At 59.1% G+C, this 26,214-nt stretch carries 17 protein-coding genes and 1 pseudogene; 7 read left to right on the forward strand and 11 right to left on the reverse strand.

Annotated elements, in window-relative coordinates; all coding sequences use genetic code 11:
• Positions 1 to 706: 706 nt before the first annotated feature.
• Positions 707 to 1,924 carry a cyclic di-GMP phosphodiesterase gene (locus AC3WJR_RS18485; protein ID WP_492726881.1) on the reverse strand — a complete coding sequence of 406 codons (1,218 nt, stop codon included), beginning with the start codon at positions 1,922 to 1,924 and terminating at the stop codon, positions 707 to 709.
• Between the two features lie 1,498 nt (positions 1,925 to 3,422).
• Here AC3WJR_RS18485 and AC3WJR_RS18490 point away from each other — a divergent pair.
• Positions 3,423 to 3,710, forward strand: a complete 288-nt coding sequence (locus AC3WJR_RS18490; protein ID WP_492726883.1) for an HU family DNA-binding protein — start codon at positions 3,423 to 3,425, stop codon at positions 3,708 to 3,710.
• A 235-nt stretch (positions 3,711 to 3,945) separates the two neighbouring features.
• Positions 3,946 to 5,070 carry an acyltransferase family protein gene (locus tag AC3WJR_RS18495; RefSeq protein ID WP_492726885.1) on the forward strand — a complete coding sequence of 375 codons (1,125 nt, stop codon included), beginning with the start codon at positions 3,946 to 3,948 and terminating at the stop codon, positions 5,068 to 5,070.
• A 114-nt stretch (positions 5,071 to 5,184) separates the two neighbouring features.
• On the opposite strand, the gene AC3WJR_RS18500 is transcribed toward AC3WJR_RS18495, so the two are convergent.
• From AC3WJR_RS18500 to AC3WJR_RS18525, 6 genes are all read right to left on the reverse strand, one after another.
• Positions 5,185 to 5,490, reverse strand: a complete 306-nt coding sequence (locus AC3WJR_RS18500) for a DUF3325 domain-containing protein (RefSeq protein ID WP_492726887.1) — start codon at positions 5,488 to 5,490, stop codon at positions 5,185 to 5,187.
• Entirely contained in the window at positions 5,487 to 7,088 is a 1,602-nt protein-coding gene (locus AC3WJR_RS18505; RefSeq protein WP_492726889.1) for a PepSY-associated TM helix domain-containing protein, read from the reverse strand. Before AC3WJR_RS18505 ends, AC3WJR_RS18500 begins: the two co-directional genes overlap by 4 nt.
• Positions 7,085 to 7,405 carry a hypothetical protein gene (locus AC3WJR_RS18510; protein ID WP_492726891.1) on the reverse strand — a complete coding sequence of 107 codons (321 nt, stop codon included), beginning with the start codon at positions 7,403 to 7,405 and terminating at the stop codon, positions 7,085 to 7,087. Before AC3WJR_RS18510 ends, AC3WJR_RS18505 begins: the two co-directional genes overlap by 4 nt.
• Complete coding sequence (locus AC3WJR_RS18515; protein ID WP_492726892.1) at positions 7,405 to 9,657, reverse strand: TonB-dependent siderophore receptor; 2,253 nt, start codon at positions 9,655 to 9,657, stop codon at positions 7,405 to 7,407. Before AC3WJR_RS18515 ends, AC3WJR_RS18510 begins: the two co-directional genes overlap by 1 nt.
• Positions 9,658 to 10,062: 405 nt before the next feature.
• Positions 10,063 to 11,511: a diguanylate cyclase domain-containing protein gene (locus AC3WJR_RS18520; RefSeq protein ID WP_492726894.1), complete on the reverse strand. Its 1,449-nt coding sequence runs from the start codon at positions 11,509 to 11,511 to the stop codon at positions 10,063 to 10,065.
• Positions 11,512 to 11,849: 338 nt separating this feature from the next.
• Positions 11,850 to 13,511: a carboxylesterase/lipase family protein gene (locus AC3WJR_RS18525; RefSeq protein ID WP_492726896.1), complete on the reverse strand. Its 1,662-nt coding sequence runs from the start codon at positions 13,509 to 13,511 to the stop codon at positions 11,850 to 11,852.
• Positions 13,512 to 13,634: 123 nt separating this feature from the next.
• On the opposite strand from AC3WJR_RS18525, the gene AC3WJR_RS18530 reads away from it, so the two are divergent.
• Positions 13,635 to 13,919, forward strand: coding sequence for a hypothetical protein (locus AC3WJR_RS18530; protein ID WP_492726898.1), 285 nt, complete (start codon positions 13,635 to 13,637; stop codon positions 13,917 to 13,919).
• A gap of 293 nt (positions 13,920 to 14,212) precedes the next feature.
• Positions 14,213 to 14,623 (forward strand): annotated as a pseudogene (locus tag AC3WJR_RS18535) (transposase family protein); the annotation flags it as partial.
• 671 nt (positions 14,624 to 15,294) lie between these two features.
• On the opposite strand, the gene AC3WJR_RS18540 reads toward AC3WJR_RS18535, so the two are convergent.
• The 3 genes from AC3WJR_RS18540 to AC3WJR_RS18550 all read right to left on the reverse strand — a co-directional run bounded on the left by AC3WJR_RS18540 (position 15,295) and on the right by AC3WJR_RS18550 (position 18,274).
• On the reverse strand, positions 15,295 to 16,431 hold the full coding sequence (locus AC3WJR_RS18540) for an RHS repeat-associated core domain-containing protein (protein WP_492726899.1): 1,137 nt from the start codon (positions 16,429 to 16,431) through the stop codon (positions 15,295 to 15,297).
• A 29-nt stretch (positions 16,432 to 16,460) separates the two neighbouring features.
• On the reverse strand, positions 16,461 to 17,621 hold the full coding sequence (locus AC3WJR_RS18545; protein ID WP_492726901.1) for a hypothetical protein: 1,161 nt from the start codon (positions 17,619 to 17,621) through the stop codon (positions 16,461 to 16,463).
• Between the two features lie 314 nt (positions 17,622 to 17,935).
• A complete protein-coding gene (locus AC3WJR_RS18550) occupies positions 17,936 to 18,274 on the reverse strand; it encodes a response regulator (RefSeq protein WP_492726903.1) in 339 nt (112 codons plus the stop codon).
• 52 nt (positions 18,275 to 18,326) lie between these two features.
• Between AC3WJR_RS18550 and AC3WJR_RS18555 the strand changes: the two genes are divergently transcribed.
• From AC3WJR_RS18555 to AC3WJR_RS18565, 3 genes are all read left to right on the forward strand, one after another.
• Positions 18,327 to 18,695, forward strand: a complete 369-nt coding sequence (locus AC3WJR_RS18555; RefSeq protein WP_492726905.1) for a response regulator — start codon at positions 18,327 to 18,329, stop codon at positions 18,693 to 18,695.
• A gap of 505 nt (positions 18,696 to 19,200) precedes the next feature.
• The gene (locus tag AC3WJR_RS18560; protein WP_492726906.1) at positions 19,201 to 20,829 is read left to right on the forward strand and encodes an alpha-D-glucose phosphate-specific phosphoglucomutase; all 1,629 of its coding nucleotides are present in this window, start codon (positions 19,201 to 19,203) and stop codon (positions 20,827 to 20,829) included.
• Positions 20,830 to 21,334: 505 nt separating this feature from the next.
• Entirely contained in the window at positions 21,335 to 23,326 is a 1,992-nt protein-coding gene (locus AC3WJR_RS18565) for a putative bifunctional diguanylate cyclase/phosphodiesterase (protein ID WP_492726908.1), read from the forward strand.
• On the opposite strand, the gene AC3WJR_RS18570 is transcribed toward AC3WJR_RS18565, so the two are convergent.
• Positions 23,323 to 24,246 carry a crotonase/enoyl-CoA hydratase family protein gene (locus AC3WJR_RS18570; RefSeq protein ID WP_492726910.1) on the reverse strand — a complete coding sequence of 308 codons (924 nt, stop codon included), beginning with the start codon at positions 24,244 to 24,246 and terminating at the stop codon, positions 23,323 to 23,325. The genes AC3WJR_RS18565 and AC3WJR_RS18570 overlap by 4 nt on opposite strands.
• Positions 24,247 to 26,214 lie beyond the last annotated feature (1,968 nt).

Genomic DNA, 26,214 nt, shown 5'->3' on the forward strand with positions numbered 1-26,214 from the left:
GGGATCTCGCGTTTAACAGGGCATCTCCCTCAATCTTGGGCGGGGGTTTAGATGCCGCTCTGAAAGCGCTACCTCGAAAACTTACCATTCCGACTTTGGGCGCAAACCGCCGGTCCGGCAAGCAGTCGGCAAGATCCACAAATGGACATTCAGGTGCCATTCCCCGCCTCCCACTTTTGGACATTCGTTCATCCGGTCGGACAGCAGTTTTCGGACGCCTGAATCAGACGCCTGTACGACCTAAACTGGTGGAAAGTGGACCATCCGTTTAGTGTATCGGCAGCGCAGGGTCAGACGCGGCCCGCGCTTAGAACGCCGACCATTAAAAACAGGATGGTTATGACCACCGCCGGCATTCGCGTCGCACACAGGCTCGAAACAAGTTCCACATACATCCCGTTGGGGAGGTCGCGAACGGGTGTGCGATTGATGGTTATCAAAGCGTTGTACAGTAGGACAATAAGATCGACCGTTTGGGTTCGTTCTACTAGCAACCAGACCCGTTACTCGGAAGGTTCCTAAGCGACTGAGGCCGCCGCCTGTACGGTCTAAAACTGCTGGTGATCAGCCTGTCGCTTCTGGCGATGCCAGGCAAACGACTGATAAGTGAGCTACCGGCTTTCTTCGGATTTAGCGTGAATAGATGACCCCGTTCTTAAACGCGTCTCACGCCGTATTGCAAAGTCACCGTTAATCTAAAGTTATTTCAGCGGAGCATTCGATTCGCCAGCACGTCGACCGAAATTTCCGCCCACCGTTCCGAGAACCAATATTCGCCGCGTTCGCCCCGCAGCACGGGATCGTGCGTTGTATCGACGTCCTCCGGCCCGAGGAACTTCGCATCGGGCACGTAGAAGAATGTGCGGACCAGCGGCCGCGTCGGATCATCCCCGCCGTCGAGAACAATGCCAAGCCGATTAGAATGCAGACGCACTAGCGCACCTAATGGTTGAATACCGAGGTTGGCGATGAACGCATCGAGCAGTACGGGATCAAAATGCCCATTCCACGTCAGCATTTGCGCCAGCGCTTTGTGCGGCGACCAGGGCCGCTTGTAGGGTCGGACAGACGTTACCGCGTCATAAACGTCGCATATTGCGGCAATACGGGAGTGGAGGCTAATTGCGTCGCCCGCTAGCCCCTCGGGATAGCCGTTGCCATCAATGCGTTCGTGATGGTGCAGACAGACATCAAGGGCGATCGCCGTGGTCTCGCCCAGCTCGTCTAGAATGGCATGGCCCGCCGTTGGATGCTGGCGCATGACTTCCAGTTCCTCGCCCTCAAGCCGGCCGGGCTTATTGAGAATGTGTTCGGGAGTCGTCGCCTTGCCGATATCGTGCAGCAGCCCAGCCGCACCGATCGCCCGCACCTCATTCTCAGCAAGTCCCAAATGGATCGCGAAGTTCGCCATTAGCGCGCAGACGGCAATCGAGTGTAGGTAAGTATAATCGTTGTTCAGCTTGAGCCGCGTACCTTCAATTAACGCCGCCGCATCGCGCTGCATGGTAGTCGCGATATCGTCGACCAACGGCGCTACTGCCTCGATCGTTATCGTTTTGCCAAGACGCGCTTCCTGAAACAGAGCAATAACCTTCTGTTTTGCCCGGGCTAGCGTCTCATCCAAAGTTTCGGCAGTCGGACCGGCGCGATTACGACGGCGTTCAGTCAGATCCTCGTTTCCAGAAGACGAAGAAAACGGACGGGTAGCAAGCCGCCGTTCTGCATACGGGATTAACGTCGTGCCGCGGCCCTTTCGCGTGTCGATCGATACGAACGCGACCGGCGACGCAACCAGTCGCGCAATGTCTTCGTCCGTTTTGATCAAGAGACTGCGTCGCCAAAACGGGTTATCCAACCATGAACATTCCATCGATTCGACGAACATTCCGGCCTTCAGTTCTTCGACAGCGATACGGATAATCATAGACGACACTGCCCCCCTTCTGAGAAGGATCGGTATGTCTGTCTCGGTTTAGATTTCCTTACCCCTCCCGGCCAAAGTGGCTTGATAAGACCTATTGACCCAGAACCGGACGCTCATAGTATCTGGGCTTTTGCCCGGTTGCCGCGCGTATTGATGTGGCATAACCGAACGGCTATCTCGCAGTTTGGTGGTCTCCGGGCAGCCAAGCATCTTCTCGCCAAGATCCCGCCGCCCGCCGTTCGGGCACCCTGAAACAGAGATCGCATGCATGGAGCGTCACGATTTGTTATCATGCGCAGGCGTGCGTTGCCGGACGCCTTTCCGGACGAGCGCCTGCGCCGGTCCCACGTGGTCGGTCGGTAAAAAAACCACCTCGCTAGGACGCTCTTATGGCAATTGGTTTGACACGCTGGCGCTTGACAATTGCGGAATGCTCGCACGATTCTGCTCGCCCGATCCTGCTCGGACGTGGCAGCTTGTCCTGGCTAGTTCAGGTGCCGTCGAGAAGGCGGGGCTGCTGCTTTATGACGCCGTCCGGATAAAGCAGGCAGGTCAAGTCCGGCGGAATGGCCGGGCTCGTCCGACTTTGGACTGGGGCGGGGCTATGTGTCGTGGCTACGAACATGATGACCTCCCCTGCGATGCAGCAAGTGGAGGCGGGTGTCGCTAAACAACCATCAAGCGGTTTGAGTCTGGGCAAGCAGTCCAAAATGCCATTGCGAACGCAATTGCCAAGGCACTTACCAGTGCGGGGGTCAAACTCATTAACGCCGGCTACCGATCTGTTGGAAACGGATTTGAAGTACGGTTGAGTGATAACGTTTCACGGACAGCCAATGTCGCTGAGGCAGCCATCGCTTGAAGGCCCTGCGTTAACTTGGAGCGATAGAGTGCCTCACCCAGATCGCCATGGCGGCTAAGTGATCGGGCATGCCTTCTGTCGGCATCGCAATAAAGTCGAAAAATGGCCCGCAACGACTACTAATTGCGGGCCAGGGAGCGTTTCCAATTTGGAGGGGGGAAACACAGCCGGTGAGAACTCCGACACCACCAAGATAACGAAACGAATTTCGTTTAATAGTCATTTGTGGTTGATCTAGCAATATATACTAAGGTCGTACAGCCAGCCCTTGGGTTTCGCTCCTAGGCAACCGCTCGACGATGCCGCGCGACGCGAGACATCGGCGGGCACCAACCCTGCACCAGCCAACCGGTGGTGAAAAACTCAGATAGTGCGATGACGCGGAACGTGACCTTCAGCGCTTATTGTCATTTTTCGACAAATGCAGGGTTTCTAAGCTTATGCCGTGGACGGCCGTGACGGTAGTGGCGGCAATCACATGAATGCGATCCGCATCTACGCATTATGGCTTGATCGGCACCGTCTACCAGTAACCGCCAGTCCAAGGGTTTAAGTGCTCGATCCGTATTGAAATCTGCAGTAGCCTGGTGTCGCCCCGCTGCTGCAAAGGCCAGCGCTGAGCAGCGAGGAAACCATGTGGTTCGTACTCAACTCACAGCGCTGCTGGCTGAACAGCATCCGGAGCTACTCCATCTCGAAATCGAAGCCGCTGTAGCCGCGTTCTTCGACAGCATTACAGAGCCCTTGGCTAACGGCGGACGTGTTCAAATCCGGGGTTTCGGATCGTTTAGCACTCGTGATCGCACTGCCCAAACCGGTCGCAACCCGCGAACCGGCGAAGCCGTGGAGATTGATGCGAGGCGCGTGCCCCATTTCGCGCCGGGGAAGGGATTGCGAAAGCTCGTCGACGATTCAAAGACCTAATCCCAAACCGAGCAAGCTAGCACAGAACGGCACTCCGCTGCGTCCCAGTGTCAATTAATCTTACATCGTAACCATTTTCGCGGTGAAGGTCGGCGCAAATTGGCGAGTGGCACACTTATTGCGGGATAGGCGCTGGGTGAATTTGAGCCGTGATTGCCAGCTTATGCTGATACATGAGAGAGCAGCAAGTTTTGAACACGAGCTGAAATTGAGAACTGGTGCGTAGTACAGTTTGGTGGGAGGGATTTTGCATATTCAGCCGGTTCAAGAAACGCGTGTATTAGCAGTCGGTGACCGGGGATCGCGTTTCAGGGCACTCGACCAAGTCCGCGGCCTTGCCATTTTCTGCATGATCCTCGCGCACTTCGGACCCGGCGTTTACGAGCGCCTGGGGATTGGCGGTACGCCGCGCGCGATGCTCGATCTTATCGGCAGACTGGCAACCCCCGCCTTCGTGTTGATCTTCGGAATCACGCTGGCGATCATCTACGTGCCGAAGGCGCGCAAAGCGCCGGATGCGACGATGCGCGGGCTGATCAATCGGTCCGGACTGGTGTTGCTATGCAGTCTGATCGTTTCGCTGCACGGTACGGTCAACGTCTTGATGACAAACGACGAGCCAGCCTTCTGGTTTCGCTTGCTCCTTGCGCAATACAGTGTGTTGACGTTCTACACCGTCGCCATCTTCCTCACCGCGCTCGCAGTCCGGTTCATTGCGCAGGATCCTGTGCGGATCGGCTTCCTGGGGGGTGCGCTGCTGATCTTCATCGGCAGTGTGCTTGGCTATGAGGCCTTCCCTTTCCAGGGCGAGAAAGCGATCGAACTGGTGCGATTGCTGTTCGTCTCGGGCAAGTACGGCGTGTTCGTGATGATGGGCTGTGCGTGGCTGATGATCGGGGTCGGCGTGCTGATCCGCAATCACCTGGCGAATGGCACGTCGTTTCACCGCGACGTAATGGCGATCGCGCTTGGCATGGCGTTGCTGGGCTTGAGCGACGGTCGTGTCGTCGGCTGGCGGACGCTGGGGGATCTGGCGTCGGGGTACGCGGCACCGCCGCAATTCTGGTATCTGGCGATGGTCGGCGGCGCGATGCTGTCCGCGCTGGTCGCGCTCGACCGTTATACGGTGCCGGTCGTGGGGTTCGTGCTGGAGCGCATCGGACGCTATCCGTTGAGCATCTACGTCGCGCATAGCCTGGTCCTGCCGGGCGTGGCGCTGCTCCGCTGGGCGGCCCCGACGTTGCCGGAGGCGATCGGCACGGTCGGCTGCCTGCTGCTGTTTATCGTCTTCTGCATGTATAAGGTGTGGGCATCGACGGCACCCGATCGTGCACGTCGCGCGCTAGCGACGCAGTCCTAAGCGTTTGGCTCCACGACGCCGGATCAGCGTGACCAGCAGTAGAAAGGCCGTCAGCTATTCGGGCTGTGGATTAGTGTCCCCTGCAGCTGCAGTTAATAGTGGTCAATTTTTCTGTTAGTCTTCCCAATGGCGTTGCCGGCGCTTGTAGCAAATCCAAGCAGGGGCAAAGTTCAGCAACAGAAACGCGGCACCGGCGCCGAGCATGACTGCGCCCGTCCAACGCACCGGACCGAAGTCCCAGCCACCACCGATGACCGCCGCAAGCAATGCCGCAACAAGCGAACTCCAGCCCGCGACCCGCATGGCCGTACACCGTCGCGCTGACAACACGCCGCTGCATCGACGCCGATGATGAGCCTCCGTAGCAAGGCCGAACAACAGGAAGCCACAGATGCAAAGAAGGACTGTCGCGCAGCTCATAGCGTAGGCCTCTCTTCATGCGCAGAACTTGCTGAAGGGGCACGTCGTCCCGGACGCGCGACGGAACGATGAAGGGCAACCCGGCGCGCGATGAGCAGCAAGGCTAGACCAACGACGAACATTGCCGTGTCGATCCCGGCAAGCATGAAGTCGCCCGAGGCAACCGCCTCGAGCATGCCGCGCGGGGTCAGCACTGCATTGTATCCGGGCAACGTCACGAGCAGAGCGCCGGCCAGACCGAGCACTATCTGCCACGCGATCCGTGGCCTTACGAGCAATGCCACGATTGCCGCGATCGCCCAGGCGATGAACATCCAGTGGATCTCCCATTCCGCCCGGTTCCTCATGCCGATGTCGAGCAATCTGTTAGCCCAGAACAGACCCGCAATACCGAGTGGTAGGCCGGCAATGACCGCGATGTTCAACCGCTCGACGATACGGAACCCGAGGTGCGGGTGGCGCGGATCGGGCAAGCGCTCGCGACGCTTGACGGTCCACAAAACCAGGCCGCTCGCGACCATCAGGGTACCGCCGTTCCCGCACAGGAAATAGATGAAGCGCAGGCCTGCGTCGGCAAACCGTCCTGCATGCAGCCCGATCATCACGCCTGCGGTTTCGGCGGCGGCACCCGTGGGAGGAGATTGCCACAGCAATCGCCCCGTCACGCCGTCGTAGCCGAGTTGCGGGGTCCGGGTGTTGAGCGTGGAAATGGGGCTTTGGCTGACCGTGATGCGAGCCGCCGCGTCGCCAGGCTCGCTCACCTGGATGGAACTCGCGGGCGCGCCGAGGCGTCGCTCGGCGTCGGCCGCGATGCGGCGGAGATCGACCAGCGGTGCCGCTCGACCAGTGCGTTCGACCACTGGCATGGTTGGAAACAGGGCGGCGCCGATCGCGCGTTCGTCCGTGTAATTGGCGATGACCGCCCATGGCATCAGCAGCGCCATCAGCGTGACGAGGCCGGTGTAGGTGATCATCAGATGAAACGGCAACGCAAGGACCGCGACCGCATTATGGCCGTCAAGCCATGACCGCTGCCCCTTAGAGCGACGCAGCGTGAAGAAATCGCGAAAGATCTTTTTGTGGGTGACGACTCCGCTGAGGATCGCCACGAGCATCATCATGCTGGCAAATCCGACCAGCCATCGCGCCCATAGCACCGGCATATAGTGCAGGTCGAAGTGAAGCCGGTAAAAGAAGTCTCCGCCCCGCGTTTCCCGCACCGTCGCGACCTTGCCATCAGCGCCGATCAGCGCTCGCGTGTCCCGCCGTCCGCGACCACCACGGCGTCCGCTGCCCTTGGGGGCGTTGGGATTAGGCTGCGGTACCCAGAATAGCTGGCTCCCCGCGGATTGCTTCGTGGCGACAGGGATGAACCAGCTTTTTGCATGCGGTGCCTTGTGTGCGAGATACGTTTGCGCCCCTGCCAGGACCCGCATCGGACTCTCGACACGCGCCAGCTCCGGTCGCATCCAGCGGTTCAGTCCTTCCCGGTAAAAGGCGATCGTACCTGCCACGAAGACGAGAAACAGGATCCAGCCGAGCAACAGCCCGGACCATGTATGCAGGAACCCCTGCGATTGTCGGAACCCCTTGCTCATGCCCGGCCCGTCACGGCAATGGAAAGCCAGGTAATCCCCGCCGCCACGCCGCCGGCAACGGTGATCGTCCAGACCGCCCGCCACCCGCTGCGGGCGGCAAACGCCCACATCGCCAGCACGGCGCACAACGCAAGCCCGATAAGCGCCGCTGCGACCGTCGTCCCGGACCGCGTCCCCGGCAGCAGGCGCGCGAGCGCCATCGCGCAGAGGCTGGAAGCAGCGTAACCGAGTGGCACCGCGGCGAGAACGCGCAGCGCAATATCGCCGCGCCGCGCCCAGCGCGCCTGCGCGTGGGAATGCCCCCCTGTCCTGCTCATCACATCGTGTACCGCAAGGTCGCGAACACCGTCCGCGGAGAGCCGTAGTAATTGCCCCGCGCGGTCGAGAAGATGCGGGCATAGTAGGTGCGATCGAGCACGTTATTCAGGTTGACCGACACCCCGAGCCGTGGCGTCAGGCTATACCCAGCGCGGATGTCCAGGACGGCATAGCTGCCCTGTCGGACCAGCGTCGATACCGTACGTGTCCCGTTCGCCGCGACTGATGACGGCGTGCCGCCCGCGGTTGCGCCGAAGACCGTCAGTCCTCCACCGATGCTTGCCCCGGCGAACCGCCCACTGTTCGGCGCGTAGTTGGTGAAGACCTTGCCCATATGCTTGGGGATAACCGGGACGAGCGAACTGCCCTCCAGCGCCGGGTTGATGTCCTCCAGCAATTTGGTGCGGGTGTAGCTGTAGCCACCGTTGATCCGCCAACCCGGCAGGATCTCCCCGCTTGCCTCCACCTCGATCCCGCGCGACCGCACCCTGCCGAGCTGATAATAGAGCGTGGTATCGACCGGATCGTTGAACAGCCGGTTCGTCTGGGTGATCTGATACGCTGCCGCGGACAGCAACAACCGGTTGTTCATCAGCGACAGCTTGCTGCCGGCCTCATATTGCGCGCCAATCATCGGCTCGATGCCGCCCCCGTCGCCGCGTTGCCGTCCGACTGGTTGCGCTTGCGGTGTAAAGCTGTCGGCGTAGCTGGCGTACAGGTTGAGCTGCCGGGTCAGGTCCCACACGACCCCGGCATACGGGGTAAACCGGTTTTCGATCGTATACCCCGTCCGCAGACCCCGCGTCGGGAGCAGCGTCTGGCTGTCGGTATCGAACCATGTCAGGCGGCCGCCACCGATCAATGTCACGCCTTGAACCGGGCTCAACCGCATCTGCCCGTAGAGCCCATATTGTTCGAGGTTGGTGACGGTCCCGCCATAGACCTGGGTGACGCACTGCGCGGGGGTCTGCACCGGTGCGCATTGGCCGGCGGTTCCCTGAACCGGATAGGCCGGGAGCGGTCCATAAGGGTCGAGCCGCGGCTCAGCCGGTGACACCGGATTAAAGACGTCGATCCGCGCGTAATTCGACAGCCGCGTGAAATAGGATGTCCCCGAGCTCGCCTGATAGTCGGCGCCGAGGATCAGCGTCTGCTCCAGACCGAACAGCGGAAAACTGCCGATGCCATTGAAATCGAACGATCGCGTCTGCTGCTTGCTATCGCCGCGGTAAGCGATCTGATTGGTCACGCCACGATTGGCCACCGTCACCGGTTGCGCGCCGATATAGCTGTACACATCGACCCGATCGACGTCGGTGTAGAGCCCGGTAGCCCGCAGCGTCCAGCGATCCGAGACGCGGTGGGCGACCTCGACAAACCCCGACCATGTCTTCGCATCAAAGCGATTCCAGTCCGCCCCAAGATACGTCGATCGCCGAACGTCGAGCAGCCGCCCGTCGCTGCCGTCGGTTCCACCGGCATAGCCGGGAAGCCCCGACTGGACCGCCGGCTGGAAGCGATCGTAGTTTGCACCCGCCGTCACGGTCGTGCGCGACCCAATCTCGAGGGACCCGACGATGAACGCATCCAGCCGATCGCGATGGGCGGTATCGAAAAACTGGTCTTGTGCCTGCCGCATGACACCCGCGCGAAGACCGGCTTGGCTGCCGATAGGGGTCGAGGCATCCAGCTCCAGACGCAGGTTGTCGTAGCTGCCATAGCCCGCACTCGCCTGAATCTGCGCTGTGTCGAGCGGACGCTTGCGGACGAGGTTGATACTGCCCGCCGGATTCCCGGAGCCGCTGAACAGACCAGCGGGACCGCGCAAGACTTCCAAGCGATCATAGAAGAACAGGTCCGGCACAGCCGAAGGGAAGTTGACCGACAAGGTCGGGACGCCGTCGATCAGGTAATTGTTGATGGCGAACCCGCGCGACAAGAACGACGGGTCCTCGCTGCCGACACCGTTGACGGTAATGCCATTGGTCGCGGTCAGCGCGTCTTCGAGCGTAAAGAGGTTCTGGGCCTCAATCTGCTCGCGGTCGATGACGGTGACGGTGTTGGGAGTATCCTTCAGCGGCGTGACCGTCTTGCCAACAGCGCGACCGTAGGTTTTCCCGATAACGAGGATCTCTTCCTCTCTTTGTCCTTCACTGGCGACATCAACCGAGCGAATTTCGGTTCCCTCGGTGGGAACCGTGCTCAGCGTGGCGGGCGACGCGGTCGCAAGCAATATATTCCAATAACTCATGAAAATCCCCCTACTTTCGTAGCGGGTGGCTTATGTGCTGTTGCGAGTCAATATCATTAAGCATTGCTAGATTGTTTCTAACGTGGTTGCTCGTTGGCAGAGTGTGAATGGATCGCCCGGCGATCATGGCGTGAGGGTTGTTTTGCCTACGGCTGACTAACATTCAAACCGCCCTGCCATCGGTCCAACCTTGACCGTCCGTGAACACACCGATGTTGCAAACCAGAATGGCAAGTATCCTGTCGCGAATGACCCACTAGCGGACATCCGCGACCTGTTTTCAGCTAGCCAACTTCAGACATTCGTTCAGGTGAGTAGGTGACTTTTTTGGAAGGCTATGCGGTCAGCCGAAAAGGCTTACGTACCTGTGTTGCGGTTCAACTCGCAGGCGCGCCGCGCTGTATGCTACAACCCGGCTCTCTTGCGATCGTCGATATCGATGTTCATGCCTATCCATCGAACGATCGAACCGTCGCTGTCGCGCAACGGTAACGCATACACCTGCATCCATCGGTACGTGCCATCCCAGCGTTTAAGCCGGTACTGTGCCTCAACCGATTGCTGATCATGGACGGTATCATGCCACTTTCGCACTGTAGCGACCCGGTCGTCGGGGTGGATTGCGGTCACCCAACCATATCCCTTCCAATCGTCATAGCTCTGGCCGGTGTAAGTCCGCCAACTGAGACTGTCCGTTTCGATCAAGCCGTCCGGCGCGGTTTCCCAAGAGGCGACTGCGATCCCGTCAACTAGCAGTCGTGCCCGCTCTTGGGTCCCGTCTCCGGTAACGTTGACGGCGAAGCTCGGGTCGGTCGCGCCGTGCGTCCCAAAGGCAGTAGGGCGCACGACCAGTTTCCGTACAGCGTGCCGTTCGGCCTTCTTCCGGCTAAGCGCTGTATCGGCAGCGATCAGAAGCGCGTCCAGCGTCTGAGTGCGTGTTGCATGTCGGCTCGATCCTATGCTTGCGCCGACCTCGATCGAGCGTCCTCCCAAGATGTACGGTAAGTTCAAAGATTGTTCGATCCGCGCCGCTAGCTTCTCAACGTCGTTCGCGGAGGTGGTATCAAGCTGCGCCAGCACGAATTCGTCGCCCCCAAGCCGAACGGCAACATCGCCGGGGGAGCAGCACGCCTTCAGCCGCTCACCGACAAGGCACAGAAGACGATCGCCCACGTGATGCCCGTACTGATCGTTGACTGGCTTAAACTCGTCTAGGTCAACATAATGGAACGCGACCCGCCCTTGCTGTACATTCTCACTGTTCGTGGCAAAGGTATGTGCGAGCGCAAGACGGTTGCCAAGGCCGGTAAGGTGGTCTGTCTGCGCCTGGCGGGCCAGGACCTGCCGCGTCGTAGTTTTAGCACGTTGCGACCGGTAGCGCTGGCGCGCGCTACGTAGCCCCCCCGCAAGAAGCGCGAGCAGGCACACTGAGGACAGAAGCGCGTTTGTATTTGCGCGCAGCAAGAGGATGCACGTCGGTGGGATGACCGAGAGAGCCAAGCTCCAGCCGACGATCCCCGGACGCATAGCGACGGTGGATGCAGCGCCGGCGGCATAGCCGACTACCAGAATGCCGATCGGCATCTGCAATTCCGCAGGCGGAAGCATGTAGGCCCGCGCGGCGAAGGCCCCGAAGACCGCTGCGAACCCGCAATAGCTGAGGGCGAACTGACGTTCAAACCGCCGCGCGCTGTCCAGCGACATTTCCGCACGGTCACAGATCCTTCGTCCGCGGAACAAGACGACCAACCGTGCTGCGCTTACAATCCCGCCAGCCACAACTAGCGCCGCCAGCGCATGGTCGGACGAGGCCCGAACGCTCAGTGAGCCGACCATTAGGAACAAGATGGTCATCACTACAGCCGGCATCCGCGTCCCACACAGGCTCGAAACGAGTTCCACATACGTCCCCTCGGGGAGGTCGCGAACGGGCGGGCGAACGGCGGTTGTCACAGCTTTTTACGGTAGGGGAACAAAGTTAAGGGTTTGCCTCTGTTCCACCTCGTGACCAGACCGGGCGACGGGCCAGCCTCTTAGCAGCCCAATGGCTGTTACGACTGCGGAGACCCACTACGCGACATTCAGACGGACGCTCCCGCTGCCCTAAACCGGCCGCTCAGTCATGTTACAAATGCGATAATGAGCACCAGTCGAGCAAGCATTCCAGGCCTACGGAAAACGGAGGTTGAGCTTCAAGCGCTCAACAGGATTTTGCGCGACTGGCCTTCGGGATCGTCGACCATTCGGCATCGGTCGTCGAACACCATCGTCTGGCAACGGACCGGGTCGCTAGGGCTCCAGTTCAGCCCCGGCTGGCTGGGGTTGCCTGTTCGCGCGAAGGTCGCCCACGCCCCGGCCATGGTGCGCGCCAGTCGCTGCGCCTCAGGGGTATTGCCGGTGCCCTGTTCACAGCGCGCGGTGTTGTCGAAGCAGAAGGCAAGGTCGGCAGTATGCCACGCTCCCGCAAGTCCATCGAGCTGTGGCGACTGCCACTGGAACAGATATTGGTAGACCGGCGCGCCGCCCTGCGCATGTTTGAGGCGCACCATATCCTGCACCCGATTGCGATAGGCGATGCTTTGTACCCCGTAGGACAGCGTGCGAACCGCCTTCTCCGGGTGCGCCTTCCGCATCGAGGCGATCAGTGCGTCGGCCTTGGCGGCGCCGAGTTGTCCGGTCAGCTCCTTGCGCCACTCGGTTTCGCTGGGGTTCGAGCCCCATCGCATACCCTCCTCACTGGTATTGCCGATCAGCATCGGCACAGTGCGCGATACCTCGGGCGCGACATCGGCGAACGACCGGACGTCGATGACTTTGCCGTCGAGCGTCGGCCCCCAGCCGACGCGCGGTGTTGCCGGCGGCCCGCCCAGGCTCCGCACCGTCGGCCCGTTGATTTCACCGGCCACGGTGCTGCTTGCGGCAGAAAGGTCAGCCCACGCCATTTTCTGAAGCGCAGCAATCCCGTTTGGTGCGATTCCGAGATGCTTGACCAAGCGCCGCGAATATTCCCGCGACTGTTCCGCCGTCGGCAACGCGCCGCCGCCACCCGATTGCGCCGCGGCCCGGTGAATCAGCCCCTTGCCCGATGGCATGCCGAGCAGCGTGGTGACCTTCGACCCGCCGCCCGACTGGCCGTAGATCATCACTTTGTCCGGATCCCCGCCGAATGCGGCGATGTTTTCCTGCATCCAGCGCAATGCAGCGATGCAATCCGTCATGCTGACATTGACCGACTCGTCATAGGCCGACCCACCCACCTCGGTAAGATCAAGAAACCCCAGCACGTTCAGCCGATGGTTGATCGACACCTGCACCACGTCGTGATGCCGTGCCATCTGCGCACCGTCGTGCGAGGCCAGTTCGTACGAGGATCCGAAAGCGAAGCCGCCGCCATGGAAATACACCATCACCGGGCGATTGCCGCTCAGCGATGGCGTCCAGACGTTCAGCTTGAGCATGTCCTCGCCCTGAAAGCCGTCGTCCCATTGCTGCAGGAACGTATGCTCGACCGCGCGAAAATTATGCGTCGTCTGCGGGCTGTTCGCGCCATAGACGAGCGCATTGTACGGCTCGGTCCACGGCTGCGGCGGCTTGGCGGGCAACCAACGGTTTTCGCCGCCCGTGTCCTGCCCGTAGGGAATGCCCTTGAAGGTGAAAACGTCGCCAGCGACATAGCCGCGCACGGGACCATATCGCGTCTTGGCAATCGCGCTGTGCGGCGTCGTGCCGTCCCGTCCGGGTCTGCGCGACACGGTGCCAGTGCTGTGCGCCTGCGTTACAGGCAAAGCCAGTCCGGCACCCGCCGCGATCGAGGCAATCAATACACGCCGACGGTCGATTAGCGGTCCGGCCATATTCTGCTCTCCTATCGCCGCCTCGTTTCGGGCGTGTGTGAAGCAAAGCGTAAAAGCGGCTATCCACCGCGTCAATACTCATACAAGATGTGCCAAGAGTGGAGAAAATATCGTATGCGAGCCGTGCCCCTCTTGCTTGCGTTTGCAGCGGTATCGATCGGTTCGATCGTCCATAGCCAGGAAGTAGAACGCGGCAGCGGCCCCTACCCCGTGATCTTCGAAGCGTGGGACGATCTTCCGAACCACGTGGTCTATCGCCCCACCAATCTTGCACCGGCACGCTCGCACAGACTGCCCATCTATGTGTTCGGCAATGGCGGATGCAGCGCCGACGACACCAGTTCGCGCAACCATCTGCTCGAGATCGCGTCGCGTGGATATCTGGTCATCGCGTTGGGCGCGAGCTGATCTGAACGGCTGAAGCTAACTCTCGCCAATGGCAGCTTTGCGACCGATTGACTCACAACACGACATTCAGCGGTCGTTTCGCGCTCTCCAACTGCGGACACCCATTCATGTTCGCCCGACGCCTCGAACAGCGATAGCGGAAATGGCGAGAAGTGGGACAATCCTGCCGTTCGTCACGGCGACAGAAAACGTCCGGCTATGCTGATACCGGCCATTCGTCGATCCGCTTAGACTAGATGTTTGGTCCCGGCGATTGATGGTGCAATATCCGCAAGCGAGTGGAAGGATGCACTATGGGACAGGTTCTCCATGGGAGCGCCACGACGACAGAGGCGATCCGTCGAGCGATACAGCATAGTAAAGAGAGCCTGAGGGCGCTGGCCAGGCGGCACGGGATTAACCACACGCTGCTGCCGCTGGATGACTGCCTCTATGCGTTGCAGGCAACGATCCCGCACCTGTCGCGCTCCGCGCTGCACCGACGCCTGCAACGCCATGGTATCAGTCGACTGCCCGACGTTGATGGTGACAAGCCGGCCAGAAAGAAGTTCAAGGCGTATCCTATTGGTTATTTTCACGTCGATCTGGCCGAGGTGCGCACCGAGCAGGGCAAGCTCTACCTGTTGGTAGCGATCGACCGGACGTCGAAGTTCGCCTTCGTCGAGCTGCACGACAAAGCCACCCTTCGGATCGCCGGCGACTTCTCACACCCTACAAAGCTATCTGCAAAGCATGGACAGATGACCCAAGCCGCTTCATCTCAAACCCGCACCATCAATCGCCGGGACCAAACATCTAAGCCCCTTCTCCCAGGTCCGGCCTGTTGGACTTTGCAGACTTTCCGGCCTCAATGGCTGTGAAGCGGTAAACTGCCCCTCGATCGGCGGACTTGAGAGCGAAGCGCATGTCCGCCTGCGAACAACATTCCGCCGTTCGGGGGGAGGTTGGCGAATGGCAAAATAATCCCTGAAGCCGCTACCGCAGTTGATCTGGGCAGGCGTCGCCGTGCCTTTAGTTGTTTGCCTGCTAAAGTCCCCTCTGCTGTAACGTTGTGGAAACATCACATTGGCACACTTGATGCCGCCGGAAGGGGCATCCACCCCATCAACTCTCAGCAGAAATCGACAATTTCGGCAAAATCTATTCAAGTGTCGGCGGCGTTTCGCTGGACCAAGCCGATAATTTCACGATTTCACCGGACCCACTCACTGGGAAGGACGTGCTCATCGCGTTTCCTCCGCCTATCGATGTGATCGGGGATCACTCGCCGCTGCTCGTAAACATGTGTTCGCTACTCCAAGTCGCGAGCACCTTGGAGGCATCGCGTTGGTGGCTCGAGCCGCCTTTCGATCGCTCCTCGCGGTTACGCTTGTGTCTAGACACGCCATTCAAGCTCACCGCCCGTAATAGGGCTCCAGCGTCGTATTCGAACCTCCTGTTGCGGCGGGCTGGTGTAGAACAGGTTTTGCTGGGTGACGTACTGCACAAGCCAGACCGCGATGAAGGATACGGTTCCGCCCATGATCTCGCGCTCCTGCGCGATATGCCGGAGTTCGTGCGCGAGCGTCACATATGATCCGTCGCGAAGCTCGGTCATCGTATCCGCGCTGGTGTGTACCGTGTTACCGAAGCTCGTCGACACGCCACCGTTGGCCCAGTGGATCAAACCTCCGCTGCGATAGACGACCGACGAGGGGTCCGGCTGGATTATCCTGCCGCTCAGGAAATTGCCGGTGTCGTCGGCATTCTGCTTCGCGTAGTCGAGACCGACTTGCCGGTTGTAGTCGGGCTGGATTGACTTCGGGTCGTAGCGAACCCCGAAGACGGCGATCTTTAGCGCCGAAAACGCCGCCCCCATCGCAGCGCCGGACCAGAAGCCATTTTCGAAAGACTTGTGGGCGAGAACGGCGCTGGTCCCCGATTGCATGCCAGCGATGAGCGCGTCGCCGCCGATTTCGATCATGGCGTTCGCCGATTTCACCCAGAAGCCCTCGCCCCCGACCGTCGGCAAGGTCGAGGTAAGCGCTTCGCCAGCTGCGCCAAAGGCGAAACCGAGCGCAGCGCCCGTCCAAATCCGGCCGTCTCCGCTCGCAGCCGATGACGCTGCGCCGATGGCCGCTCCTTTAAGCGCACCGCCGAGCAGACCGTAATATCCCGCCAGGCCACCGACGATCGCGCCGATGAGCGCGCCCGTCCAAGGATTTTCGCCATTCTCCTCGGCCGCCCTATTTCCGAGGTAAGCGCCGATGAGCGCGCCAATGACGACGGCCAGGATCGGGAATCGTCCCGACGGATCGTGGAAGCGGTACGGGTTGCCGGCAGCGTAACTGTAGAGATTGAAAGTCTGCGGATCGCCCAGAGCGACGTCCGGGCACTCCAGGACATAATGGTCGGGGCTGATGAATCGGCCTGTCAGCGGCTCGTAATAGCGGGTGCCGAACTGGGTCAGGCCGACGAGGGCATCGGGCGTTTTCGCAAGGTAGCGCCGAAGGAAGCTCAGGGTGCCGTTCATGTTGGTCGGCGTGATCTCAGCCAAATTCTCTAGGGGCCGGCCTGCATCGCATCCAAGATTACGTCATCGTCCGTCGTTAGGCTGTCGTGATAGAGCCGCCATGCCCGGGAGAAGCTGTCGTCGCGGCCTTCCCGCCTCCGACGCTCCTCGACGGAACGCGCCGCCTCACGCAGGACGTTGCCCCGGAAGTAACCCAGCGCCACTCCATCGAGGATCGGCTCGTCCAGCTCGTCCGTCGAGCCATATCCGTATCGCCCCAAGAGCTCGCGCCAGCCCTTCTTGTCCGCCGGTTCCTCCTTGCGTCCGAACAGACCGCTCATCGGATTGAACCCCCTGACGAAGTCGAGGCTGGGCGCTAAATCGCGCTGGAGGAAGCACCAGCCTCCCAGCACCACCGTGGCCGTCGCCTGTGCAAGCGTCGCGGCGTCGAACCCCCGGAGCTCCGCCTCGACCAGCCTTGCCCACCGCTCGACCTTCTTCATCACCCGCATGTTGGTGACGTCCAGCGCGACTAGGCGATCGCGCAACGCCACCGCAACTGGATCGTCGCCCCCGATCGCGATCGCCGCAGCCTCCGCGCTCGTCGGCTCGAAGATCAGGAAGGTGTCCACCACCTTCTCGAGCTGGCGGTCGAGCTCCTCCGCCTGCTTCGCCTCCGCCTGCTCCTTGTTGAGCAGCAGCACGACCTTGCAGCCCCTCTGCTCCCGCAGCAACGATGCAAGCCCCAGGACGTCGCGCATCTCGAGCGACTTGCCGGCGCGTTCGAGGTCGTCGAAGCATACGAGCTGCCCTCGCACCGTCAGGAAGGCGGCGCGATACAATGCGTCGCCGGCATCCTTCATCCGGAAGAACCCGGCGGCCACCTCCAGCGTTGGCCGGCTCCTCCGTGCGAACCGCTCACCCTCGCGCAGCATGCCGTGGAGGCTCGACGCATCGGGCAGTGACGACCTGCCCGCCACCACCGTGTTCTCCACTATGGCGCTGCGGAGCTCGCCGAGGCTGTTCAAGCCGAAAAGGGACACGTAGGCGTGGCGGTCCACGCCGAGCCGACCCGCGGTCTCCTCCTCGCGCAAGAAGGTCTGCCAGGAGTAGGTCTTACCCACCCCCCACCGACCAGAGACGCAGAGCACCTCAGGAGACGGTGATCTCAGAAAACGCTCGATTTCGGCACGGACGATCGCATAGGACATGAGCGGGTTCTCGCACCGGGCTCGATCACTGTCGATCCCATCGGCGGCTCTCTCAAGCATCCGTGGAGTCCTCGCCAGCGCACCTTGACCGTTGTCAAACCTGGGTAGCGGGCGCTTTCGTCGACATCATCGGGCATGCTCCGGCTCTTGGAGGCGTCGACATCGAGCCGGGCGACGTTGACGGTGGCAGTCTGTATGAACGAACGTCCGCTTACCGGGTGTGGTCGGCGGAAAGCGGCCTTTCCGCTCTCCACCCAAATCGGACGTCCGTGACGCAAAGCTAGATTTTCGGGTAACGTCTGGGTTATCGGTCTTTAAGCCAATAACTCCCCTTCTAGTTGCCCGATTGTAAAGGGCTTACAGAGGTACCGTATGCCATCTGGCAGTGTATCAGGCTTAGGATTACCGGACATCAGCACGACGGTCGCCGGCATCCTCGCTGAGTCACTTGCTATGAATTCCATACCTGACCGACCAATGCCCAAGTCATCATCACAAAGCAGCATATCGACATCGCCGTCGGCAAGCGGTGCCTGTGCAGCCTCGATTGAAGCTGCCTCAATGACGGACAAGCCTAGTTCGCGCGCAAGGCTAGCTATCATCTGACGAACTAGCGCATTGTCATCTACGATCAACAGTTTGCCACTAGCCATGCTCACCATCCTTGGTTCAGTATGTATTTTAAAAACGTTGGGAACTTAGATGATGTCTCGTGACCGTTGGGTTATCCTCTTCGTAGATGACGAGGAAAGGATACGAACATTGATCGGGGATCAACTAGAGACCGTGGGCTACGAGGTAATCCTGGCAGCCAGCGGCGATGACGCATTCAAGATCCTGCAAGGCGTAACTTGCATCGACCTGATTGTGACAGACGTCAGAATGCCTGGAGCTATAAATGGTTTCGACTTAGTTCAAAAAGCGCTTGCCGACCGCCCCCACCTTCGGACGATTATCATCTCAGGCTATACTGGAGAAAACATCCAACGCGCAGGGCTTGCAGACCGCTTTCTACAAAAACCGTTCACGTTACGGACTTTAGAAAACGAAGTCCGAAGTCTGTTAGCCGCTTAACCTGAAGACTCAATGAGACGATAGGCGCGATCGCTACGGTGCAGTTCCTAAGATGGGCTGATAGCTACGGTGACCTGCTTCCCGTTTCATGCCGCTGATGAGCTAGCTTCGGAGTTTATATTCTTAGCTGGCGCGGTTCGTGGAACGTTGTGGAGCGCCAACATGCAGGAGCTAATGCGTCGACATACGGTATCAGAGTCCATCTTCTATGCAACAATCATACGTTTGACGCTGCGTTACAACTGGTTCTGCTCTTGGTTACTTATGATTGCGAGCCGCCGGTAGCCAAACTGGCAACGCTTTGCCTGCGCATCCTTTCGGTCACGCCGCCTCTCACCAATCGATTGAATTAATGAGCCTGAAGTCATTGTCGCATGGTAACGACCCATCCCACTGAGGCGGTGTCGGACGATAAGCGACCTTCGTGCACATCTGCGGCTTGTTAATTCTTCTGTGCAGCTCGATGACGCCTTTACCTAACGTTTCAGTGTGGCAGGATGGCGTGATGACCCTGACGATCACCACTACCCCGTTTCTCGACCAAAAACCCGGTACCTCTGGCTTGCGCAAAAAGGTGCGAGTGTTCCAGCAACCACATTATGCCGAAAATTTCCTGCAATCCGTGTTCGACGTAATCGGCGACTTCGGAGGCCAGACGTTGGTTGTGGGCGGAGACGGCCGGTATCTCAACCGCGAAGTGATCCAGACGACGATCCGGATGGCGGCTGCCAACGGATTTGGCCGGGTGCTTGTGGGCATTGGCGGCATCCTTTCTACGCCTGCGGCGAGTAATGTCATCCGCAAATATGGGGCGTTCGGTGGCCTCATACTCTCCGCCAGCCATAATCCTGGCGGCGTGGACGAGGATTTCGGCATCAAGTACAATATCGGCAACGGCGGTCCGGCACCGGAGAAAATTACCGACGCCATCTACGCCCGATCGAAGATCATCGACCAATACGTGACCGTGGATACCCCCGACGTCGATCTCGAGCAGCTCGGAGAAACAAAGGTGGCGGAAATGACCGTCGCAGTGATCGATCCAGTCACCGACTATGTCAAACTAATGGAGCAGCTGTTCGACTTCGACGCGATCCGCAAATTGATCGCTGGCGGCTTCCGCATTCGCTTTGATGCGATGCACGCTGTCACCGGTCCATATGCGCATCAAATTCTGGAGCGTTGCCTCGGCGCGCCGGCTGGCACGGTTGTGAATGGCACGCCGCTGCCAGACTTTGGCGGTCATCATCCCGATCCAAACATGGTCCATGCGCACGAGCTGTTCGCACGAATGTTCGGTGCCGATGCGCCCGACTTTGGAGCAGCCTCGGATGGGGACGGCGACCGGAACCTGATCCTTGGCCGCAACATCTTCGTGACGCCATCGGATTCGCTGGCGGCGCTCGCCGCAAACGCCCACCTCGCCCCCGGCTATGCCGGTGGCTTCAAGGGCGTCGCCCGCTCGATGCCGACCAGCGGCGCCGTTGATCAGGTGGCGCACGCCCTCGATTTACCGCTGCATGAGACGCCGACCGGCTGGAAGTTTTTCGGCAATCTGCTGGATGCGAACATGGCGACAATCTGCGGCGAGGAAAGTGCCGGTACCGGTTCGGACCATGTCCGCGAGAAGGACGGGTTGTGGGCAGTACTTCTTTGGCTCAATATTCTGGCGGTGAGGCGCCAGAGCGTGGCCGAAATCATGGCCGGCCACTGGGCGCGATTTGGGCGTAACTATTATGCGCGACACGATTATGAGGGGCTAGAAAGCGCGGCAGCGGAGCAACTCATCAACGAGTTGCGCGCCGCTCTGCCGACCCTACCTGGCCGCAAGATGAAAGGTCTTACCGTCGTCAAAGCGGACGAGTTCGAATATCTTGACCCGGTTGATGGTTCGCTTAGTCGCAATCAAGGGCTACGGCTGCTTTTTGAAAGTGGCGCACGTATCGTGTTCCGTCTATCTGGCACCGGCACCAGCGGGGCCACTTTGCGCGTCTACCTGGAGCGCTTCGAGGGACCAGACGGGATACTGAATGCCGAGACTTCGGTGGCGCTAGCCGATCTCGTAGCCGCTGCAGATGACCTTGCCGGCATTACCCGCCACACCGGGCGAAAGTCTCCAACCGTAATTACGTGATTTAAGAAAGGCTATAGGAGGCCGAGTGCCCCTGTCCACTTCAGTACTCGAATTGTACAAATCGTGCTTTGTAGAGGAAATGCTCGGCACCGGTGTTTTCGGTATTAATTGCCATCCCTAGCGGCGTACCTGTCGGTGCATAATAGGACTGCTTTAAAGTTGGTATTCATGACGGCAAAAAGCCTAAATTGGTGAAGGTTTAGCCATCTCATGTCGTCTGGGACACGCGCTAGGCGATGCCCTTTAGTACCGAACGCTCGGACCGTTCGGTTGCAGTCATAGATGGCCGTTTTTGCCGCGTGATCTGACCAAGAACGTAGGCGACACGAGAACGCTCTTGGTTGCGATCTTCGAGTTAAAGGAGTACTCCGATCAAGTGGAGATATTCCCTGAAAATGCGACTTCCTGCATTTCAGACCCGGGGAAGCATCCGGTGGATCGTGTGATTGGCTAGACAGTTTGAGCCTTTGCCCCATTTTAACCTATTGGCGTGATGTGGAACCGAATGGAAGGGTTGATTTCGCGTCTAAGACGATTGCGCCATTCGGATCAGGCGGTTGCCGCGCATGTGCGGGAAACGCTGACTCAGTCGCTGTACGCATCTCCGCAGTCGCTGGTGATTGGCGCGGTGACAAGCAGCGTAATTGTCGTATTGGTTGCTATGATAAGCGGTCGCGCCGCAATGTTGGCTTGTGCGTTGGCAATTCTGGTTGTTGCAGGCATTCGCATCGTTGATGCATTGCGGTTTCTTCCCTTGCTCAGCAAGGATCGCGCAAGCTGCTTCGGCGGCAAGCGGCAAGAACTAATATATCGCTTTGGTGCCCTGGCATACTCGGGCCTTCTCGGCACCTTCGGCTTCCTGACGCTGATCGGGACCGAAGACGGGGAGCTGCAGCTGCTCGCAGTGACGACGGCGGTTGGATATGCGGCTGGAATCGCAGGCCGCAATGCCGGTCGCCCCTGGATCGCGTTGTCCCAGTTGTGCTTGGCCGCAGTACCACTTGCTCTGGGCCTGTGCCTGACGTTCGAACCGTTGAAAGCGGTTCTTGCCGTCGTCATCCTGTTCTTCGTCGTGGCAATGATGGACATCACGCTTCAGACCTACGGCGTCATCCTGCGCGCCACGGTGGCTTCGACGGAAAAGACCGCATTGGCAGAGCATCATGCTGCGGTGGCACGGCGAGATGACTTGACCGGAGTGGCCAATCGCACTGCCTTTCGCGAACGCTACGAGGCTCAACTGGAAGCGCTGACTTGGTCGGAAGAAAGCGAGCGCAAAGGCTTGGCCATCTATTGGCTCGATCTCGACAAGTTCAAGGAAATTAACGACAGCTTTGGACATCTGGCTGGCAACGCACTCTTGTCGGGCATTGCCAGACGGTTGGACGAGGCCTTTGGTATAGATGGAATAGTGGCGCGATTGGGGGGTGACGAATTTGCTGTTGTATGGGCGATCCGCGACAAGGAAGAGGCAATCGCCATTGGCCGTCGCATTCTTGATCTCGTAGAATCTCCTGTACATCATGATGCCCGAGATTTGAACGTCAGTGCTTCGATCGGTATCGCCATCGCCCCAGCGGACGGGATAGACGCGGACACGCTTCTGAAAAACGCGGATCTCGCTCTTTACCGAGCCAAAGACAGCGGACGGGGCGTTATGCGTTTTTACGAACCCGTAATGGACGAAAAGATAGAGCGTGCCCGTGACTTGGCGGCCGAGATGCAAGGTGCTCTAGGTCGCGGCGAGTTTTATCTCGTATTCCAGCCGATCTTCGACCTGAATGGCAGAGGGGTTCAGTCCTGCGAAGCCTTGCTGCGCTGGAACAACCGTAGATACGGGGAGGTGTCACCGGGCGAGTTTATTCCGATCGCCGAAGGTAATGGGTTCATCGTCCAAATTGGCGGCTGGGTAATTCAAGAAGCGTGTCGCACCGCAAGCCAGTGGCCCAACTGTGTGACGATTGCGGTAAACCTATCCCCGATCCAGTTGCGTTCCGCCAATCTGCGAGGTGTCATTGTGAATGCCCTGGCGGCAAGCGGCCTAGCCGCCGAGCGGCTGGAACTTGAGGTCACGGAATCGGTGCTTCTCGAAGACATCGATGGCTCGCTTGCAGCATTGCAGGCTATCAACCTCCTGCACGTTCAAACTACGCTTGATGATTTTGGCACGGGATATTCCTCGCTAAGCTACCTTTCCAAATTTCCGTTTCAAACGCTCAAGATCGACCGCTCCTTCATTGCCGATCTCGATCAAAGCCCAGCGTCGGTAGCGATTGTGCAAGCGGTGATCGACCTTGCCGCCAAGCTCGGAATGCGTACCATAGCAGAAGGGGTCGAGACGGCCGCCCAGCTTGCACAGCTTCGTCGGACACGATGCGATGCGGTGCAGGGATACTGGCTGAGCCGTCCGATACCGGCAAGCATGGTTACGACCATGCTTGCCGGTGAGACCCCCAACACCAGCTGCCGGGCGTCTCTGGGCGCTAACCCAACTTAGGCATGGGGCGGCTTGTTAAGAAGTCTGGTCTGGGCAGCAACTAGCCGCCGCATGAGCTTCAAGTCGGTCTCGCTGAGACGCAGTGCAGCATCTGCCCAAAGATCCACAACTGCCTCCAACTCGCCCAGCGACAGCGGGTTTACGGAGCGCGATGCTTCATAAATGGCACAATGTCCGCTATGACGCCGTCGGTTTTGTCGCACGTACCGCTCTACTTCCGCGCGTCCATTTCCGCGGTCCGCAAGACCGTGGACGATCCCGAGATCGTACAGCTCTTCAGCTGAATAGGATCGACCGCTCAGGATCATCTGTTCGGCTCGCGCAGCCCCTAGCCGGCGAGACAGGAAGCAGTGGGCACCCATGCCTGGAAACAGGCCGAAGGCGGTCTCGGGCAAGCTAAACTGGGTCCCACGCTCGGCAATGACGACGTTGAACGATAACAAGGCCTCGAACCCGCCTCCCAAGGCGTCCCCCTCCACCAGCGCGATCGTTACGATGGGCAGGTCGAGACTGAGCATGTTGCGATGAAGAATGCGCACACAGGCCCGTCCGTACCGAACCAACGCTGCTTGATCCCGCGCACGAATATGTGCCTCAAACAGATCCAGATCTCCACCAAGGGAGAACACGCCGGGAAAGCGCGAACCCAGCACGAGATACCTTAACGGTACCGCTCCCGATGCCCTGGCTATCGCGATATCGGTTTGCCATTGGTCAAATTGGGCAAGCAGGGTTGGATTAAAACTCGGTCGAACGCGCTGATCCATATAGGTCCATAGCGTCTCAAGGTTTGGGTCGAAGCTAACGTCGAGATCATCGTAGTCGAAATGCGCAATGCTTCTGTTGGCGCTGGTGTCATTTACCACCGGAGGAACGCAATGATTACCTGCCCGAACAATTGGAGGGTACTGAATTGACATGGTAGTTACCTTTCTACGTGCAGCGTATCGCTGCTCGCAAACGGTAGGCCGACACAGATAACAAAGGCGATGCCTGGGATCGCAACAGGCTTGGACAACCAAATTGCCACTGAACGACTGTATTAAAGTTGATTCGCAGCCTCGTTCGCAGCGGGCAGTTGGTCTGGTCGGAACGTCTGCGTCCAGCCCGGCGGTGGACGTTACGTGCTACTCGCCGTGGTAACAAACGGTACCGGGGTATAAGTACCCTGATGGCGCATGGTAAATCGCCAGAAGCCTACTCACTTTTGTCCATCAGCCTGCTCGTTACCTCGACAGGCGGACAGTTGCTCGTCTGTTGTCGATGAACGATGCCCTAATTTCGCGTACAGCTCAACGTAAGGCGTCCGGTGCATAGGCATCAGGCTGAATCACCGGCCATCATGGACACGGCGGTAGTTTTATGCTGGAGAACCAACATGGATGATAAAGGAAAAGCTCGATCCCTATGGACCGTTGCATTCTTCCTACCGTTATGGGTGTTGTACTTTGTCGCAAAAGCGTTTGTTAGATGGATGGATGACAACGTTTAATCTGAAAGATAGCTACTCGATCCTATGTGTCCGTCCGCCCTCTGTGGCAGTAGCTCCGCACAGGCCGATCGTAGATAGCAATTAAGCTATCTAACGGCATGCTGCCGTCTTTCCCCCCGTGGCGCTAGGGTTGAAGCATGGCCCGATCATAGGGCTCGGAGGCTGCCCTCGCTTACCCAGGAAGTGATAACGCTTGCTGATCGCTTGTCGGCACCGCCGCGCCCCTCGTGGGTAGGGGCGACTGACCGTCGAGCGCAACGTCGATTATAGCGTTCCAATGCGCTACAGCGACATTCCGATCGAAATTTGCCACAGCCGACATTTTCGGGTCCGGCTCGCGCATAGCGATAAGAACGAAACGCGCAGTTAGCTCGAAGCTTCGCCACATTGGTTTTCCATTATATACAGCATTCTCGGAAAGTCCGTCGGCTCTACAAAGAGTGCGTGCTACCCGCTCAATCATATCCATATACGATCCCCGAGACAAATAGCTACCGCGTCAAAAGCCAAAACCGTGTCTGATCGCCAAGGCGATCTTGATGAGTAGGCAGAGCGTATACTCCCGAATGTTTCTACCAACTTAATGTCGAGATGCGAAAATGTCCGATGTGGTTCGTTCGAATGTTAGGAGGATCATATGTTGCCGATGGTAAGAATTTCGTTTTGCATCCTTACCGTACTGTTCGTGGCCGCGTGCAGGCGTACGCCGCACTCGGCCGCTGAAACGACCGTCTTCAAAGATACCCAGGCTGCTCAAGAACGTACCAGACAGAAGGCCAACGACGATGTTAACGCCGCCATGTATCGGGCAGGAGATCAAAATAGCGGCCCTGCTGCAACCGGTCATACCAAGCGTTAGGGGCAAATGTCCGCCGTAATGGATTTGTCTCGCCTGGATACGTTATTTCAAAAGAAGTACTAATGTCGACTTCGAGCTAGCAGATCGACTGCGGCAAAGCCGATCCCTTGCACCATACTGCCAAATAAAAATGCCCACGGCAGAAGCTGCCGTGGGCGAGGTTGTAAAGCCTGCGGGTATGCGTACTAGGCCCGCTGGCACCGCCTTATCTTAACGGTCAACCAACGTCTACGGATCGCAATCCTCAGAACGCATTGATCGCATCAAAACACTAAATTCGGGTGAACGATACCAGTTTGTCCAGGGGGACCGTTGCCCGAGCTGGCGAGCTACCCTCCTGCCACTCGCAAGACGCCATAAGCGCAGACCCGGGCCCTTCAGAACTGATCGCCGTCACCAGCATCAGCGGACCACCTGTCTTACGGCGCACGATAAAGTCGACTTGAACCACGTCATGCATGCCGTACCCTTTTTGATGGTGGACGCACTCTTAACCCTTTACAAACCCGAACAGTCTACCGTTAACCGGGATGGAGC

It is taken from the genome of Sphingomonas sp. FW306-05-A (assembly GCF_058782275.1).

Excerpts from the sequence above, each read along its gene's own strand:
- AC3WJR_RS18510 (WP_492726891.1), bottom strand. The coding sequence starts at position 7,405 with ATGAGCAGGACAGGGGGGCATTCCCACGCGCAGGCGCGCTGGGCGCGG.
- AC3WJR_RS18565 (WP_492726908.1), top strand. The coding sequence starts at position 21,335 with ATGGAAGGGTTGATTTCGCGTCTAAGACGATTGCGCCATTCGGATCAG.
- AC3WJR_RS18570 (WP_492726910.1), bottom strand. The coding sequence starts at position 24,246 with ATGTCAATTCAGTACCCTCCAATTGTTCGGGCAGGTAATCATTGCGTT.
- AC3WJR_RS18520 (WP_492726894.1), bottom strand. The coding sequence starts at position 11,511 with ATGACCATCTTGTTCCTAATGGTCGGCTCACTGAGCGTTCGGGCCTCG.
- AC3WJR_RS18560 (WP_492726906.1), top strand. The coding sequence starts at position 19,201 with ATGACCCTGACGATCACCACTACCCCGTTTCTCGACCAAAAACCCGGT.
- AC3WJR_RS18515 (WP_492726892.1), bottom strand. The coding sequence starts at position 9,657 with ATGAGTTATTGGAATATATTGCTTGCGACCGCGTCGCCCGCCACGCTG.
- AC3WJR_RS18545 (WP_492726901.1), bottom strand. The coding sequence starts at position 17,621 with ATGTCCTATGCGATCGTCCGTGCCGAAATCGAGCGTTTTCTGAGATCA.
- AC3WJR_RS18500 (WP_492726887.1), bottom strand. The coding sequence starts at position 5,490 with ATGAGCTGCGCGACAGTCCTTCTTTGCATCTGTGGCTTCCTGTTGTTC.
- AC3WJR_RS18505 (WP_492726889.1), bottom strand. The coding sequence starts at position 7,088 with ATGAGCAAGGGGTTCCGACAATCGCAGGGGTTCCTGCATACATGGTCC.
- AC3WJR_RS18555 (WP_492726905.1), top strand. The coding sequence starts at position 18,327 with ATGTCTCGTGACCGTTGGGTTATCCTCTTCGTAGATGACGAGGAAAGG.
- AC3WJR_RS18485 (WP_492726881.1), bottom strand. The coding sequence starts at position 1,924 with ATGATTATCCGTATCGCTGTCGAAGAACTGAAGGCCGGAATGTTCGTC.
- AC3WJR_RS18525 (WP_492726896.1), bottom strand. The coding sequence starts at position 13,511 with ATGGCCGGACCGCTAATCGACCGTCGGCGTGTATTGATTGCCTCGATC.
- AC3WJR_RS18550 (WP_492726903.1), bottom strand. The coding sequence starts at position 18,274 with ATGGCTAGTGGCAAACTGTTGATCGTAGATGACAATGCGCTAGTTCGT.
- AC3WJR_RS18540 (WP_492726899.1), bottom strand. The coding sequence starts at position 16,431 with ATGAACGGCACCCTGAGCTTCCTTCGGCGCTACCTTGCGAAAACGCCC.